This is a genomic window from Musicola keenii (genome assembly GCF_014855505.1).
Classification (GTDB): domain Bacteria; phylum Pseudomonadota; class Gammaproteobacteria; order Enterobacterales; family Enterobacteriaceae; genus Musicola; species Musicola paradisiaca.
This window is the reverse complement of record NZ_JAAWVW010000010.1, coordinates 54694-71720: the sequence shown is the minus strand read 5'-3', so window position 1 is coordinate 71720 and position 17027 is coordinate 54694. Positions and strand designations below refer to the sequence as shown.

At 53.2% G+C, this 17027-nt stretch carries 14 protein-coding genes; 5 read left to right on the top strand and 9 right to left on the bottom strand.

All coding sequences use genetic code 11. The features are described from left to right. Positions 1–21: 21 nt before the first annotated feature. Complete coding sequence (locus tag HEP82_RS12320; RefSeq protein WP_192458353.1) at positions 22–960, bottom strand: TIGR01212 family radical SAM protein; 939 nt, start codon at positions 958–960, stop codon at positions 22–24. 684 nt (positions 961–1644) lie between these two features. Between HEP82_RS12320 and gltB the strand changes: the two genes are divergently transcribed. Continuing rightward, positions 1645–6105 carry a glutamate synthase large subunit gene (gene gltB, locus HEP82_RS12315; RefSeq protein WP_192458352.1) on the top strand — a complete coding sequence of 1487 codons (4461 nt, stop codon included), beginning with the start codon at positions 1645–1647 and terminating at the stop codon, positions 6103–6105. A gap of 9 nt (positions 6106–6114) precedes the next feature. Beyond that, positions 6115–7533: a glutamate synthase small subunit gene (locus HEP82_RS12310; RefSeq protein WP_192458351.1), complete on the top strand. Its 1419-nt coding sequence runs from the start codon at positions 6115–6117 to the stop codon at positions 7531–7533. Positions 7534–7606: 73 nt separating this feature from the next. Here the strand turns inward: HEP82_RS12310 and HEP82_RS12305 are convergent, their stop codons facing one another. The 6 genes from HEP82_RS12305 to zapE all read right to left on the bottom strand — a co-directional run bounded on the left by HEP82_RS12305 (position 7607) and on the right by zapE (position 11893). Continuing rightward, complete coding sequence (locus HEP82_RS12305) at positions 7607–8035, bottom strand: GFA family protein (protein ID WP_192458408.1); 429 nt, start codon at positions 8033–8035, stop codon at positions 7607–7609. A gap of 151 nt (positions 8036–8186) precedes the next feature. Beyond that, a complete protein-coding gene (gene sspB / locus HEP82_RS12300; protein ID WP_192458350.1) occupies positions 8187–8684 on the bottom strand; it encodes a ClpXP protease specificity-enhancing factor in 498 nt (165 codons plus the stop codon). 5 nt (positions 8685–8689) lie between these two features. Then, on the bottom strand, positions 8690–9331 hold the full coding sequence (gene sspA / locus HEP82_RS12295; RefSeq protein WP_015855291.1) for a stringent starvation protein SspA: 642 nt from the start codon (positions 9329–9331) through the stop codon (positions 8690–8692). Between the two features lie 324 nt (positions 9332–9655). Further along, positions 9656–10048, bottom strand: a complete 393-nt coding sequence (gene rpsI, locus HEP82_RS12290) for a 30S ribosomal protein S9 (protein ID WP_192458349.1) — start codon at positions 10046–10048, stop codon at positions 9656–9658. 15 nt (positions 10049–10063) lie between these two features. Next, on the bottom strand, positions 10064–10492 hold the full coding sequence (rplM, locus tag HEP82_RS12285; protein ID WP_192458348.1) for a 50S ribosomal protein L13: 429 nt from the start codon (positions 10490–10492) through the stop codon (positions 10064–10066). 270 nt (positions 10493–10762) lie between these two features. Then, positions 10763–11893 carry a cell division protein ZapE gene (gene zapE, locus HEP82_RS12280; RefSeq protein WP_192458347.1) on the bottom strand — a complete coding sequence of 377 codons (1131 nt, stop codon included), beginning with the start codon at positions 11891–11893 and terminating at the stop codon, positions 10763–10765. Positions 11894–12112: 219 nt separating this feature from the next. On the opposite strand from zapE, the gene zapG reads away from it, so the two are divergent. The 3 genes from zapG (at position 12113) to degS (ending at position 15277) form a co-directional block, all read left to right on the top strand. Then, positions 12113–12517: a Z-ring associated protein ZapG gene (gene zapG, locus HEP82_RS12275; RefSeq protein ID WP_015855295.1), complete on the top strand. Its 405-nt coding sequence runs from the start codon at positions 12113–12115 to the stop codon at positions 12515–12517. Positions 12518–12754: 237 nt separating this feature from the next. After that, entirely contained in the window at positions 12755–14125 is a 1371-nt protein-coding gene (degQ, locus tag HEP82_RS12270; RefSeq protein WP_192458346.1) for a serine endoprotease DegQ, read from the top strand. 87 nt (positions 14126–14212) lie between these two features. Next, the gene (gene degS, locus HEP82_RS12265) at positions 14213–15277 is read left to right on the top strand and encodes an outer membrane-stress sensor serine endopeptidase DegS (RefSeq protein WP_192458345.1); all 1065 of its coding nucleotides are present in this window, start codon (positions 14213–14215) and stop codon (positions 15275–15277) included. An 88-nt stretch (positions 15278–15365) separates the two neighbouring features. On the opposite strand, the gene murA is transcribed toward degS, so the two are convergent. Together murA and ibaG are read right to left on the bottom strand one after the other, a co-directional pair. After that, positions 15366–16628, bottom strand: a complete 1263-nt coding sequence (murA, locus tag HEP82_RS12260) for a UDP-N-acetylglucosamine 1-carboxyvinyltransferase (RefSeq protein WP_192458344.1) — start codon at positions 16626–16628, stop codon at positions 15366–15368. Between the two features lie 51 nt (positions 16629–16679). Beyond that, positions 16680–16934 (bottom strand): BolA family iron metabolism protein IbaG, encoded by a 255-nt coding sequence (gene ibaG / locus HEP82_RS12255; RefSeq protein ID WP_192458343.1) that lies wholly within the window; start codon positions 16932–16934, stop codon positions 16680–16682. Between the last annotated feature and the right edge of the window lie 93 nt (positions 16935–17027).

Below are 17027 nucleotides of genomic sequence, written 5' to 3'. Positions count from 1 at the left end.
TAGCGGTTGATTTGCGAGCAGCTACGAAGGCAGATTGGCAACAGCATGAAACGGTTGTCCCAACGCGGAACCCTGCACGCCATGCGAAAGAAGGTAGTCGTTGATGGCAACCATTCCCGTCCAGCGGTTCTCGCACCAGACTGGCGCCAATAGCGTAGGACGACGCGCGCTGGCGGAAATACGATGGTAGACGATGGATGGCGGTGTATGCCTGATCATCTCACCAGCGATACCGACGTACTCATCCAGCGACAGCGCAGTGAGGCGTCCGGCTCGCCAGGCTTTCGCCATGATACTGCCTTCAACCACATGCAGCGGATGGAGCTTGATCCCTTCTACACCTGTATCCACTACACGATCCAGCGTAGTCAGACAGGCTCGTTTGTCTTCGCCGGGCAATCCAACGATCAGATGGCAGCAGACTTTAAGCCCTCGCGCTCTGGCCCGCCGGGCCGTTTGCTGGTAACACGCGAAATCATGCCCACGATTGATGCGATGTAGTGTACGGTCATGTGCGCTTTGCAGACCCAGTTCCAGCCAGACTTCATACCCTTGCTCCCGGTAGCTCTCCAGCAAGTCCAATACGACATCCGGCACGCAATCGGGACGGGTGCCTACGCACAGCCCCACCATGTCCGCCTGCTGCAATGCCTGCTGGTACATGGAGGACAGGACCTGAACCTCGGCATAAGTGCTGGTGTAGGCCTGAAAATAAGCGAGATAACGGTTGGCTCGGTTGATTTTTCCCGCCTGGCTGGCGAGTTGTTCCGCAATGCTGCGCTGCTGCATCTGCTCGTCGGCAAACGAGGCGACATTACAGAACGTACAACCGCCGCGCCCCAGCGTTCCATCGCGGTTCGGACAGCTGAATCCGCCGTGTAGCGTCAGTTTGTGGATCTTTTCTCCATAGCGGTGCTGCAGATCGCCGCCAAACATATTGATTAATTTTTGCAGTTGCATATGCTGATTCTTCATTTAGTGAAGCAACAGCCTACCTTTATCACCTTTTTCCGGCGATGACCCGGATCAATCCCCCCGACAACCACAAGAGTGCATTTTTATTCGTTTTTACTGAAAATAAAATCATGTCATTCATGATTAATTTTTCTTATCCGCACTGCATATTTCATTAAAAGATGACAGGGAAATGAAAAACAGTGTCATAACGTAAAAAAAACCCCACAGACAGAATAAGATGCCAGCAAGTTTCTGTAATACAGCATGTGGCGGTAAAAACAGGATATTACTATAGTGATACAGCTCACAGTTCAGCCAATCCCCTTGCTGGCCCAACGCCTTATTTTTAATGACAAATTCCTTTTAGTTCATATACATAAGCAAAATTTATCCCTAAAACACCACTCTAGTGTGGGTATTTGACCTGCACAGGGTTTCTCGTTAAGTTGGAAATCCGCTGGAAGCTTTCCCGACGAGCAAACGTCTCGTCATATTTATGCAGTAAGAAGAAGACTCCCTCATCAAGCAAGTCATACCACTTGTGAGACCTTACGAGAGGCCGGAAAAGAGAGCGGCAATACCCACCGACGCTGCAAAGTCAGTTCGGTGAGGTGCCGCTCGCGGTTTCAGTGCCTGCAGATTGTGTGGTGGGGAGAGTCATAAGAGCCTGGGGAGGTTCACTTAAATATGTTGTACGATGCATCCCATGAAAGAGACAACTGTGGTTTCGGATTGATCGCCCATATAGAAGGTGAACCGAGCCACAAGGTTGTACGGACGGCGATCCACGCCCTCGCCCGTATGCAGCACCGCGGTGCAATCCTTGCAGATGGCAAGACCGGTGACGGTTGCGGGCTGCTGCTTCAAAAACCCGATCGTTTTTTCCGTCTGGTGGCGGAAGAACGAGGCTGGCGTTTGGCCAACAATTACGCCGTCGGCATGCTGTTTCTCAGCCAGGATGAAGAAAAAGCCCGCGCTACCCGCCGCATTGTGGAAGAAGAGCTGCAAAACGAAACGCTGTCGGTGCTTGGCTGGCGCGAAGTGCCCACTAACCCCGATGTTCTGGGTGAAATCGCACTTTCTTCCTTGCCGCGTATAGAGCAAATTTTTGTCAACGCTCCGGCTGGCTGGCGTCCGCGAGACATGGAGCGCCGCCTGTTCATGGCGCGTCGCCGTATCGAAAAACGCATCCAGGACAAAGATTTTTATGTGTGCAGCTTTTCCAACCTGGTGAACATTTACAAAGGCCTGTGTATGCCGGCCGACCTGCCGCGTTTTTATCTTGATCTGGCAGACTTGCGCTTGGAATCCGCTATTTGTCTGTTCCACCAGCGTTTCTCGACCAATACCGTACCACGCTGGCGTCTGGCGCAACCGTTCCGCTATCTAGCGCACAACGGCGAAATCAACACCATTACCGGCAACCGTCAATGGGCTCGCGCCCGCGCGTATAAATTCAAGACGCCGCTCATCCCGGATCTGTTGGATGCCGCGCCGTTTGTGGACGAAACCGGCTCCGATTCCATGTCGCTGGATAATATGCTGGAACTGTTTCTGGCGGGTGGGATGGATATCGTGCGCGCCATGCGCTTGTTAGTTCCACCGGCATGGCAGAACAACCCGAATATGGATCCGGAACTGCGTGCTTTCTTCGATTTCAACTCCATGCATATGGAACCATGGGACGGCCCGGCAGGGTTAGTGCTCTCCGACGGTCGCTACGCGGCCTGTAACCTTGACCGTAATGGTCTGAGGCCAGCGCGTTATGTAATTACCAAAGACAAACTGATCACCTGCGCCTCTGAAGTCGGTATCTGGGATTACCAGCCGGACGAGGTGGTGGAAAAAGGTCGCGTCGGGCCGGGCGAGCTGATGGTTATCGACACCCGTACCGGCCGCATCCTGCATTCCACGGAAACCGACGACGACCTGAAGAGCCGCCATCCGTACAAAGAATGGATGGAGAGAAACGTTAAACGTCTGGTGCCTTTTGAAGAACTACCGGATGATCAGGTCGGCAACCGTGAATTCGACGATGCACTGCTGGAGACATACCAGAAGCAGTTCGGCTACTCGAATGAAGAGCTGGATCAGATAATCCGCGTACTGGGGGAAAACGGCCAGGAAGCCGTCGGCTCCATGGGCGACGATACGCCATTCGCCGTGCTGTCCAGCCGCCCGCGCATCATTTACGACTATTTCCGCCAACAGTTCGCACAGGTCACGAACCCACCGATCGACCCATTGCGTGAAGCGCACGTCATGTCGCTCGCTACCTGTATCGGCCGCGAAATGAACGTATTCTGCGAAGCAGAAGGCCAGGCGCATCGTTTAAGTTTCAAGTCGCCCATCCTGCTCTACTCCGACTTCATCCAGTTGATCAATCAGGATCCGGCGCATTATCGCGCGGAAAAAATTGACCTGACGTTCGACCCGCAGCAGCAATCACTGCAGGAAACCATCGAGAAACTGTGTGACGAAGCGGAATACAAAGTACGTGCCGGTGCGGTATTGCTGGTATTAACCGATCGCGGTATCGCACAGGACCGTCTCCCGGTCCCGGCGCCGATGGCGGTAGGCGCCATCCAGACTCGTCTGGTGGAAAAGAGTCTGCGCTGCGACGCCAACATCATCGTGGAAACCGGCAGCGCACGCGACCCGCACCACTTTGCGGTGCTGCTCGGTTTCGGCGCTACCGCCGTCTACCCCTATCTGGCTTACGAAACGCTGGCTCGTCTGGTGGACAGCAATACTATCGACAAACCTTACCGTGCCGTGATGCAGAACTATCGCAACGGTATCAACAAAGGTCTGTATAAGATCATGTCCAAAATGGGCATTTCCACCATCGCCTCTTACCGCTGCTCTAAGCTGTTTGAAGCCGTCGGCCTGCATCAGGACGTCTCGTCCCGTTGTTTCCACGGTGCGGTGAGCCGCATCGGCGGCGCCAATTTCAGCGATTTCGAACAAGATCTGCGCAATCTATCCAAACGCGCCTGGCTGAAGCGTCAGAAGCTCGAACAGGGCGGCCTGTTGAAGTTCGTCTACGGTGGTGAATATCACGCCTACAATCCCGATGTCGTTAAAACACTGCAAACCGCCGTTCATAGCGGCGACTACAACGACTACCAAAAATACGCTCGACTGGTGAATGAACGTCCGGTTGCGACGCTGCGTGATCTGCTGGCAATCCAACCGCAGGAAGGCACGGCCATTTCTATCGATGAGGTAGAGCCGGCAACCGAGCTGTTCAAACGCTTCGACACCGCGGCGATGTCCATAGGCGCATTGAGCCCGGAAGCGCATGAGTCGTTGGCGGAAGCGATGAACAGCTTGGGAGGTTTCTCCAACTCCGGCGAAGGCGGCGAGGATCCGGCGCGTTACGGCACCAACAAGGTTTCCCGTATCAAGCAGGTCGCCTCCGGTCGCTTCGGGGTGACTCCGGCTTATTTGATCAACGCCGATGTCATCCAGATCAAAGTGGCGCAAGGCGCTAAACCAGGTGAAGGCGGCCAGTTGCCAGGCGACAAGGTAACGCCGTACATCGCCAGACTGCGCTATTCCGTGCCGGGCGTGACGCTGATTTCGCCACCACCGCACCATGATATCTACTCGATCGAAGACCTGGCTCAGCTGATTTTCGACCTGAAACAGATCAACCCGAAAGCGATGATTTCAGTCAAGCTGGTCTCCGAACCGGGCGTCGGCACCATCGCCACCGGCGTCGCCAAAGCTTACGCCGATTTGATCACCATCGCCGGCTACGACGGCGGTACCGGCGCCAGCCCGCTGACTTCGGTGAAATATGCCGGCAGCCCGTGGGAACTTGGTCTGGTGGAAACCCAGCAATCACTGGTTGCCAACGGTCTGCGCCATAAAATCCGTCTACAGGTGGACGGCGGGCTGAAAACCGGGCAGGACATCGTCAAAGCCGCCATTCTGGGTGCTGAAAGCTTTGGGTTCGGTACCGGGCCAATGGTGGCGCTCGGATGTAAATATCTGCGTATCTGCCATCTGAACAACTGCGCCACCGGCGTAGCGACTCAGGACGATAAACTACGGCGCGATCACTACCACGGTCTGCCGGAGCGCGTGGTCAATTACTTCACGTTCATTGCGCGGGAGACCCGCGAATTGATGGCGGAGTTGGGCGTCAACCGCCTGGTCGATCTGATCGGCCGTACTGATCTGTTGCTTGAGCTGGATGGCATCACCGCCAAACAGAACAAACTGGATCTCTCACCGTTGCTGCATACCGTCGCCCCACAGCCGGGCAAGGCGTTGTACTGCACCGAGAGCAACCCGCCGTTCGACCACGGTCTGCTCAATAAAGCGCTGGTAGAAAAAGCGCAGGCCCATGTGGATGCAAAACAGAGCAAGACGCTGTATTTCGATATCCGCAATACCGACCGCTCGGTTGGCGCGACGCTGTCCGGCATCATTGCGGCCAAGCATGGCGATCAGGGGCTGGCGAGCGATCCGATCAAGGCCAACTTCACCGGTACCGCAGGCCAGAGTTTCGGCGTGTGGAATGCTGGCGGCGTAGAACTGACGCTGACCGGCGATGCTAACGACTATGTTGGCAAAGGCATGGCAGGCGGGGTCATTTCCATCCGTCCTCCGGTGGGTTCGGCGTTCCGCAGCCACGAAGCCAGTATTATTGGCAATACCTGCCTGTACGGCGCTACCGGCGGCAAGCTGTTCGCCGCAGGACGTGCGGGAGAACGCTTCGCTGTACGTAACTCCGGCGCTATCACCGTGGTGGAAGGCATCGGTGATAACGGGTGCGAATACATGACCGGCGGCATCGTCTGCATCCTTGGCCGCACTGGCGTCAACTTCGGTGCTGGGATGACCGGCGGCTTCGCGTATGTGCTGGATGAAGATGGCGAATTCCGCAAGCGCGTCAACGCGGAGCTGGTGGAAGTCCTGGAGGTCGAAAATCTGGCGATCCACGAAGAACACTTGCGCGGTCTGATTACCGAGCACGTTCAGCATACCGGCTCCCAGCGTGCCGAAGAGATTCTGGCCAACTGGCCGGCATGGGCTTCGAAGTTCTCGCTGGTCAAACCGAAATCAAGCGATGTGAAGGCATTGTTGGGTCACCGTAGTCGTTCCGCAGCGGAGCTGCGGGTACAGGCGCAGTAAGAGGTCATCATGAGTCAGAATGTTTATCAATTTATCGACTTACAGCGCGTTGATCCGCCCAAGAAACCGCTGAAGATCCGTAAAATTGAGTTTGTTGAAATTTACGAGCCGTTCTCGGAAAGTCAGTCCAAGGCCCAGGCAGATCGCTGCCTGGCATGCGGCAACCCTTACTGTGAATGGAAATGTCCGGTTCATAACTACATTCCGAACTGGTTGAAACTGGCCAACGAAGGCCGGATCATCGAAGCGGCGGAGTTGTCGCATCAAACCAACAGCTTGCCGGAAGTCTGCGGCCGCGTCTGTCCTCAGGATCGTTTGTGCGAGGGTTCCTGCACATTGAGCGATGAGTTCGGCGCCGTAACCATCGGCAACATTGAGCGCTATATCAACGATAAAGCTATCGAGATGGGATGGCGTCCGGATGTGTCTTCCGTCCAGTCTTCCGGCAAGCGCGTCGCTGTTATTGGTGCCGGCCCCGCCGGCCTGGCTTGTGCCGATGTGCTAACCCGCAATGGCGTGAAAGCCGTAGTTTACGATCGTCATCCCGAAATCGGCGGCCTGCTGACCTTCGGTATTCCGGCCTTCAAGCTGGAGAAAGAGGTCATGATCAAACGCCGTGAGATTTTTACCGATATGGGTATTGAGTTCTGCCTCAACACCGAAGTAGGTAAAGATATTCAGCTCAGCGCATTACTGGCTGAATATGACGCGGTATTCCTTGGGGTCGGTACTTATCAGTCCATGCGCGGCGGCCTGGACAATGAAGATGCGCAAGGTGTCTATGATGCGCTACCTTTTCTGATCGCCAATACCAAGCACCTGATGGGTTTCGAGACATCCGAACAGGAGCCCTATGTTTCCATGCAGGGTAAACGGGTCGTGGTGCTCGGCGGCGGTGATACCGCTATGGACTGTGTGCGTACCTCCATCCGACACGGAGCGACTCACGTCACCTGTGCCTACCGTCGTGATGAAGAGAACATGCCGGGCTCCAGACGCGAAGTGAAAAACGCGCGTGAAGAAGGGGTCGATTTCCGCTTCAATCTGCAGCCGCTCAGTATTGAAATTAACGATTCAGGGAAAGTCTGTGGTATTCGGATGGTTCGCACCGAACTGGGAATGCCCGATGCCAACGGTCGCCGTCGTCCGGAAGCGGTGGAAGGGTCTGAGCATGTGCTGGAAGCAGATGCCGTCATCATGGCCTTTGGTTTCCGCCCGCACAAGATGGCCTGGCTGGCGGAACACAATGTAGATTTGGATACTCAGGGACGGATCGTCGCACCGGAAGGCTGCGACAATGCGTTTCAGACGTCTAATCCAAAAATCTTCGCCGGCGGCGACGCCGTTCGCGGCTCCGATCTGGTCGTCACGGCGATTGCCGAGGGACGCAAAGCCGCCGAAGGCATCCTGAACTATCTGGAAGTGTAAATAGGGGAGCCAGGGCTCCCGGCAGCAACACCTTGATAGGGTGAGGTTTTTTCCTGAAACCTCACCCGTTTTTTTAGCGAAGCTCGTCCTGCTGGGGCAGGTACTGATCAATGATGTCCTGCTCAGTCAGCATCGGCGTCTGCTGTGCGAAATCGTAGTAATTCGGCTTGTTATCAACATAGATCTGGGAAACCAATCGCTTTTCACCGTCAGGAAACAGCCCCGCCGACAATTCGTAGGTTTCAGGCTCCAGTAATCGATAAAACAGATGTGTCCCGCAGACACGGCAAAATGCCCGTTCCGCCCAATCGGAAGAGCGATAACGGGTAATATGCTCAACGCCTTCAAGGAGTACACCGTCTGGACATTCAACGGCCATTAATGGCCCACTTCCCCATGTACGACATGTACCGCAATGACACAGAGTGATCTCATGAAGGTATTGTTCAGGTGCGGTTATTGTTACCGCTCCACATAGGCACTGCCCTTTACTGGTTTTCATCATTTACGCCTTTGGATAACGCAACATAAACAGCAGATGACCGTGATTTTCCGACTTTCGACCAATGTCCTTCAGTTCTCGGGAGGAGGATGGGATGAATGCTGACAATAAAAAAAGGGCATTCCATATGCCCTTTTTTTATTATTTACAACTATTTGACCACCCGTAGAGAAGGTCTTCCTCCCCTTGGCGGCTGTGGCGGTTCATTCTCAGGATCGTCGCCGGAGTTTACCGACTCCTCATTATCCACTACTGACATTAACGCTGGCTTCTGCTCGTTCTCGATCTGATCCTGTTCACCGAACTCTTCAACGATTTCATAAGCCGGTTCAGGCTCAAACATAGTGCCGGCACCGTTTTCACGGGCATAAATCGCCATCACGGCAGCCATGGGCACAAAGACCTGACGCGGAACACCACCGAAACGCGCATTGAAACGCACGCTATCGTCAGCTAGTTCAAGATTCCCCACGGCACGAGGCGCTATATTCAGAACAATCTGCCCGTCGCGGGCAAATTCCATCGGAACCTGAACGCCAGGCACCGTCACATCAACAACCAGATGGGGAGTTAACTGGTTGTCCAGCAGCCAATCATAAAAAGCGCGCAGTAAATACGGGCGACGCGGCGAGAGCTGAGACAACGTCATGTTGCTTAGCCTCTGGTCTGCAGGCGGATTTCGCGCTCGGCTTCGGTCAGAGAAGCCAGGAAAGCGTCACGCTCGAATACACGGGTCATATACGCCTTTAGTTCCTTCGCACCAGAACCGCTCAATTCAATGCCTAGCAGCGGTAAACGCCACAACAACGGTGCCAGATAGCAATCCACTAGGCTGAATTCTTCACTCATGAAATAAGGCGCTTCATTGAACACCGGAGCAATCGCCAGCAGTTCTTCTCTCAGTTGCTTGCGCGCGGCTTCGACGTCCTGGGCGTTGCCGTTCAGAATAGTTTTCAGCAACGAGTACCAGTCCTGCTCGATGCGATGCATCATCAGGCGGCTGTTGCCACGGGCAACCGGATAAACCGGCATCAACGGTGGATGCGGGAAACGCTCATCCAAATATTCCATGATGATGCGTGATTCATACAGAGTCAGTTCACGATCAACCAGCGTAGGCACAGAACCGTAAGGGTTGAGGTCAATAAGATCCTGCGGCAGATTATCCATGTCTACCTGCTCAATCTCGACACTCACTCCTTTTTCAGCCAGCACGATACGAACCTGATGGCTAAAAATGTCGGACGGACCGGAAAACAGCGTCATTACCGAACGTTTGTTGGCAGCGACAGCCATGAAAACCTCCAAGTTATCGAAAAAATACGGCAAATTACCGACCGAATACTATCCTGCAGGCCTTGCCGTGTTTGCGTTTCTGACTGACGAGAAAGAAACCTGACGACACACGTCGTTCTGTAAACATTACTAGCTGGCAAACAGGCACAAAACTGGGCGATAGTGTACCAGATTCTGTTTGTTTTGTGGGGAGATAAGCATTTCCCCATCAATAACCATATGTAAATTAATAATATTTTTTAAACACTATCGAATTTTTGACAAAAAAAACCCGGTGGGAAACACCGGGTTTTTTCGTCGATTCGGCTGCCAGGCAGCAACAAATCAACGTTTGGAGTACTGCGGACGACGACGTGCTTTGCGCAGACCGACTTTTTTACGTTCAACCTGACGAGCGTCACGAGTAACGAAGCCAGCTTTGCGCAGTTCAGAACGCAGAGACTCATCGTACTCCATCAGAGCGCGGGTGATACCATGACGGATCGCGCCGGCCTGACCAGAGATACCACCACCTTTAACAGTGATGAAAAGATCCAGTTTACCAATCATATCAACCAGTTCCAGCGGTTGACGAACTACCATACGGGCAGTTTCGCGACCGAAGTACTGTTCCAGACTACGCTGGTTGATAACGATGTTACCGTTGCCCGGCTTGATGAATACGCGAGCGGCGGAGCTTTTGCGGCGACCAGTGCCGTAATATTGATTTTCAGCCATTGCCTATAATCCCGATTAAATGTCCAGAACCTGCGGTTGCTGCGCCGCGTGATTGTGCTCGTTACCCGCGTAAACTTTCAGTTTACGGAACATGGCACGACCCAGCGGGCCTTTCGGCAGCATGCCTTTAACCGCGATTTCAATCACACGCTCAGGACGGCGGGCAATCATCTCTTCAAAGGTCGCTTCTTTGATACCGCCGATATGACCAGTGTGGTGGTAGTACATCTTGTCAGAACGCTTGTTGCCGGTTACAGCAACTTTGTCTGCGTTCAGAACGATGATGTAATCACCGGTATCAACGTGCGGAGTGTATTCCGCTTTGTGCTTACCGCGCAGACGACGAGCCAATTCAGTAGCCAGACGGCCAAGAGTTTTACCGCTCGCGTCAACAACGTACCAGTCGCGTTTTACGGTCTCTGGTTTAGCTGTAAAAGTTTTCATTAAAAGCTTACCCAATTTAAGTTACACGTTGGTGAACGCCCAAACGCTTCATAAATATAGTGTTTTGAGGTTCACACGGCTATCTAGTCCAGCAAACCTACCCCTTCGAATAGCTATTGCCAGCGCGATTAAAGTTTCGGGAAAAAAACTTTGTTGTAACGTGGGGTCGCAAGATTATAGAGAAGTCGATCGGAAAGGTCGACCCTTTTTCTGCTATGCAGCATACAAATGGATGCCAGGGGAAAAAAGGCCGTACCCAAACATATCAAATTAAGGCAGATGAGGTTGGCGCAGATACTCTTCGCTTTGCATTTCCTGCAGACGCGACAAACAACGCTGATACTCAAACTTCAGATGATGCCCCTGATAAATCTCAAACATCGGACTTTCCGCTGAAATCACCAATTTCACACGACGCTCATAAAATTCGTCAACCAACGCCAGAAAACGCCGGGCGGCGTTTTCTTCCTTTACGCCCATCACGGTGACATGGTGCAACAACACCGTGTGATACAGACGAGAAAGTGCAATATAGTCATTCTGGCTACGCGCCTCCAGGCAAAGCGTCGGGAAATCGATCGACAACACGCCGTCGCCAGCGCTCAGCGTAGGCATAGAGCGATGATTGATCTCCAACACCGGTCCAGGGTGATGATATTCATGGCCGGATAATCGGCCGAACATCGTCCTCATGACCGCATCGGTCTCATCATTCAAGGGTGTCAGGTAAAGGTGGGCCTGAGTCAACGTGCGCAACCGGTAATCGATGCCAGCATCGACATTCCGCACCTCACAATATTGCTTTATCAATTCGATTGCCGGCAGGAAACGCGAGCGTTGTAACCCATTGCGATACAATTCGTCCGGCGGAATATTTGATGTCGCTACCAGGGCGATGCCGCGTTCAAACAACGCTTTCAATAACTCGGCCAGAAGCATGGCATCGGTGATATCAGAAACAAAAAACTCATCAAAGCAGAGAACATCCGTTTGCGCTTTAAAGCCATCGGCGACTTTTTCCAGCGGATTTTCCTGCCCTTGCAACTGATTCAACTCTTCATGCACCCGTAGCATGAAGCGATGAAAATGTAACCGTAATTTTCTCTCCGAGGGCAAACTGTGGAAAAACATATCCATTAACCAGGTCTTTCCACGCCCGACACCGCCCCACATGTACAATCCCGTTACCGGTTCCCGATGCGGCTCGTGCTTTCCTCCCAATAGAGAGCGCCAACGCGACCACATCCCGGCAGCAGGCTCAACGTTCACCCATACCTGTTCCGTCAACGCCTGGTGAATTTCATCGAGTCGCATAATCGTCTGCCGCTGCACCTCATCCGGCTGATACTCCTCGGCTGAGAGGGCCTGTTGATACAGTGATAAAGGGGTAATTCTTTGCATAGCGCCAAAATCCATGAGAAAAAATTTCGTTATGATTTATCGTTCGTTGACGTCGCTTTGACCGGTAATCGTGGCAATTCCCCACCACACATCCACAAGCCATTCCGCCATACCATACGACATCATGCCTCGGGGCTCCACTCCAGTCAGGTTAGCGGTTATAGTGGCTATTATTAAGTGAAAAGCCCTACGGAACAACGAAGTCAAATAGGAGTCATTATGGCCTGGGAGTACGCGCTGATTGGATTAGTTATCGGTGTCATTATTGGTGCTGTCGCCATGCGTTTCGGTAATCGTAAGCTGCGTCAGCAACAGGTATTGCAAAGCGAACTGGAGAAAAACAAAACGGAATTGGAACAGTATCGTCAGGAGTTAGTGACCCATTTTGCTCACAGTGCAGAACTGCTCGACAACATGGCTCGCGATTACCGCCAGCTCTACCAACATATGGCAAAGAGCTCCAATAACCTGTTGCCTGATACGCCAGTACACGAAAACCCTTTCCGCTATCGGCTGACTGAAGCCGAATCCGACAATGATCAGGCGCCGGTGAATATGCCGCCGCGTGATTACTCGGATGGTGCATCCGGCCTGTTGCAAGGTTCGCGACCTGCCAGCAAGTAATTTGATGCCAGACATCAACGGGATGCAAATTTGCATCCCGTTTTTATAGAAAAAACAAAAACTCCGGACAATTTCTTTTATCGAGTATCGCCGTTCGGGTCAGATGGCGGTTACATTCTGCTGACGAAATAGCAGTGAACTTTACACATTGCCCTAGGTCTGACTCTTCACCGTAAGTTTGAGTTTATATATCATCGTTTTATTCATACGCAGGTCGTGAGAGAGAGTTAACAATCAATGAAAAAAGCATCGTTGTTGTATAGCGCGCTGGCACTCAGCATAGGTCTATCCTTGTCCTCGCTTCCTACGGCTAATGCCGCGCTGCCTTCGGTTGTGTCAGGTCAACCGTTGCCCAGTCTGGCGCCAATGCTGGAAAAAGTCCTTCCGGCCGTCGTGAGCGTCCATGTAGAAGGCACACAAGTTCAGCGCCAACGCATCCCCGAAGAATTCAAATTTTTCTTCGGCCCAAATACCCCCTCGGAAAAGCAGAGCAGCCGTCCATTTGAAGGACTGGGCTCCGGCGTCATCATCAGCGCGGAAAAAGCCTATGTGCTGACCAACAACCACGTCATCAACAACGCGGATAAAATTCGTGTTCAGTTGAATGACGGTCGGGAATACGACGCAAAACTGATCGGCCGTGATGAGCAGACCGATATCGCCCTTTTGCAATTGGTGGATGCTAAAAACCTCACTGAGATCAAAATGGCTGACTCCGATCAGTTGCGCGTAGGTGACTTTGCTGTTGCCGTGGGCAACCCATTCGGTCTGGGCCAGACCGCGACCTCGGGAATTATTTCCGCTCTGGGCCGCAGCGGCCTGAATCTGGAAGGGTTGGAAAACTTTATTCAGACTGATGCTTCCATCAACCGGGGCAATTCCGGCGGAGCATTGGTTAACCTGAAAGGCGAGCTGATCGGCATCAACACCGCTATTCTCGCACCGGGCGGCGGCAACATCGGTATCGGTTTCGCTATCCCCAGCAACATGGCGCAAAACCTGGCCCAGCAGTTGGTAGAATTTGGTGAAGTCAAACGCGGTCTGTTAGGCATCAAGGGCAGCGAGATGACGTCTGAAATCGCCAAAGCATTTAAGGTTGAGGCACAACGCGGCGCATTTGTCAGCGAGGTCATTCCGAAATCCGCGGCCGCCAAGGCCGGTATCAAGGCAGGGGATGTGCTGATTTCGCTGGATGGCAAGCCGATTAACAGTTTTGCCGAACTCCGAGCGAAAATCGGCACTACTGCGCCAGGCAAGACGGTTCGTGTCGGCCTATTGCGTGACGGTAAACAGCAAGAGGTCTCCGTCGTGCTGGACAACAGTGCCAATGCAACCACCAACGCCGACAATCTTTCGCCTGCGCTGCAAGGCGCGTCACTCACCAACGGTCAGTTGAAAGACGGCAGCAAAGGCGTACTGATTGAGAATGTCGCTAAGGACAGTGCGGCGGCCAAGGTTGGCTTACAGAAGGGCGATATTATCGTGGGTGTCAATCGCGAGCGTATTGAAAGCATCTCGCAATTGCGCAAAATCCTTGACAGCAAACCCTCCGTGCTGGCGCTGAATATCGTCCGCGGTGAAGAAAGTATCTATCTGTTGTTACGTTGATATATGAAAAAGGGAACGTCGCGCAATGCGGCGTTCCGCCTTCTCTGATATTCTGCGTTTTATTCTTCTTTCTGACCTCCTGAGCCCATGCTAAACAAACTGTTACGTTCGATGCTCATCGGTATCATCGTGGCTGGCGTTCTTTTGCTGGCCGTTCCGGCATTGCGCTCCGGTCAAGGGACGTTCAAGGCGGAGAACGACAGTCAGAGTGAAGCGCCGGTCAGTTATTATTTGGGTGTACGCCGTGCAGCGCCTGCCGTAGTGAACGTTTATAACCAAGCGAACAGCCCGGGCTCTCAGAATGAGCTGAACATCCGCAACCTTGGCTCCGGCGTTATCATGAACAGCAAAGGGTACATACTGACCAACAAACATGTCATCAGTAATGCGGAGCAAATCGTCGTCACGCTGCAGGATGGGCGCATTTTTGAAGCTCTGCTGGTCGGTTCCGATACATTAACCGACCTTGCCGTACTGAAAATCGAAGGCACCAATCTGCCGGAAATCCCCATTAACACCAAACGCCCCCCGCATGTCGGCGATGTCGTACTGGCAATCGGCAACCCCTACAATCTGGGGCAGACCGTCACACAAGGTATTCTCAGTGCCACCGGACGAGTGGGGCTCAGTTCCTCTGGCCGGCAGAATTTTCTACAGACCGACGCCTCCATCAACCGCGGCAACTCCGGCGGTGCTCTGGTCAATTCGTTGGGGGAGTTGGTCGGCATCAACACGCTGTCTTTCGATAAAAGCAACGATGGCGGCACACCAGAAGGCATCGGTTTTGCCATCCCTGTCGCTTTAGCCAGCAAAATCATGAATAAACTGATCCGGGATGGGCGCGTCATTCGCGGATACATCGGTATCAGCGGTGCGCAGAGGGAGCGATTGGGTAATCAGGTTTCTGGTCTTGATCGACTGCAAGGCATTATCGTCAACAAGGTGGAAACCGGAGGGCCGGCAGCAAAAGCAGGGATCAAGGAAGGCGATCTACTGATGGAGGTTAACCAGAAACCCGCCAGATCCGTGATTGAAACCATGGATCAGGTTGCGGAAATCCGCCCAGGCTCAGTCATTCCGGTGGTGGTATACCGGGACAACAAGGAAATCACGCTGGACGTCACGATTCAGGAATTTCCGACCAACGAATAGCGGCTGTGATTACCCACGGCTGTGCGAGAAAACGCCGCCCCCTCATCAGGCCAGGCCGGGAGCACTCGTCGCCCGGCCTGTCACATCATCAGCCGTTTTCTTTGACGCGCTCAATCTTCGCGCCGAGAGCACTCAACTTGTCTTCAATACGGTCATAACCGCGATCGATATGGTAGATACGATCAACCAGCGTGACGCCGTCGGCAATACAACCAGCCAGAACCAGACTGGCGGACGCCCGCAGATCGGTTGCCATCACTTGGGCGCCAGACAGATGCTCAACACCATGGCAAATCACAGTATTACTTTCGATCTCCGCTTGCGCGCCCATACGAATCAGTTCCGGAATATGCATGAAACGGTTTTCGAAGATGGTTTCAGTGATCACTCCGGTGCCTTCGGCCACCAGATTCAGCAAACTGAACTGCGCCTGCATGTCAGTCGGGAATCCTGGATGCGGAGCCGTGCGCACATTCACGGCTTTAGGACGCTGACCATGCATATCCAGACTGATCCAATCTTCACCGACATCAATATCAGCGCCTGCTTCCCGCAGTTTCGCGAGCACAGCGTCCAGCGTCTCGGGACGAGTATTGCGACAGACCACTTTCCCGCCGGAAACCGCCGCCGCCACCAGGAAGGTGCCGGTTTCAATACGATCCGGCAGCACGCGGTATACCCCGCCACCCAATCGCTCTACCCCGTCGATCACAATTTTATCGCTGCCGGCGCCACTGATTTTCGCGCCCAACGTATTTAGGAAATTCGCCGTATCCACGATTTCCGGCTCGCGTGCGGCATTTTCAATAATCGTCCTGCCGACCGCCAACACTGCAGCGCTCATGATGGTCACTGTCGCACCTACACTGACCTTATCCATAACGATGTGCGCACCTTTAAGACGGCCATCCACGGTCGCCTTCACATACCCTTCTTCCAGCGTGATCTGCGCGCCCAGCTGTTCCAGACCGTTGATATGTAAATCAACCGGTCTGGCACCAATCGCACATCCGCCCGGCAGAGAAACCTGTCCCTGACCGAAACGCGCTACCAACGGCCCCAACGCCCAAATCGAAGCACGCATCGTTTTGACCAGTTCATAAGGCGCACAGAAAATATTCACCGCACTCGCGTCGACATGCACCGAGCCGTTACGCTCAACATGTGCGCCCAGCTGGCTTAACAGTTTCATCGTAGTATCGATGTCGCGCAGTTTCGGGACATTCTGGATTTCTACCGGCTCTTCAGCCAGTAAAGCAGCAAACAGGATAGGCAGGGCGGCGTTTTTAGCGCCGGAAATAGTAACTTCACCGGTGAGCCGAGTTGGCCCCTGCACACGAAATTTATCCATAGTGACGATTTCTCAATATTCAGACTTAATAGCGCGACATACCGCGCCGACTCAAAAACCGTTCAGTTTACGATCGCGCTGCCACTCTTCCGGGGTATAAGCTTTGATCGACAATGCGTGAATGCGGTTATCCGCGATATATTCCATCAGCGGCCCATAAACCGCCTGTTGCTGCTTAACACGGCTCATTTCTTTGAAGACATCACCCACAACAATTACCTGAAAATGGCTGCCGTCGCCGGAAACGTGCACTTCATCCAGCGCCAATGCCTGCATCAGCACATCTTTAATTTCGTTATTTTCCATCGCTCTCGATTCTACGTCAGGGGAGATGATAAACAGGGTGGTATCTTAGATGAATCCGCCACCATCTTAAACAAAAGAAATCCCCCTTCGTAC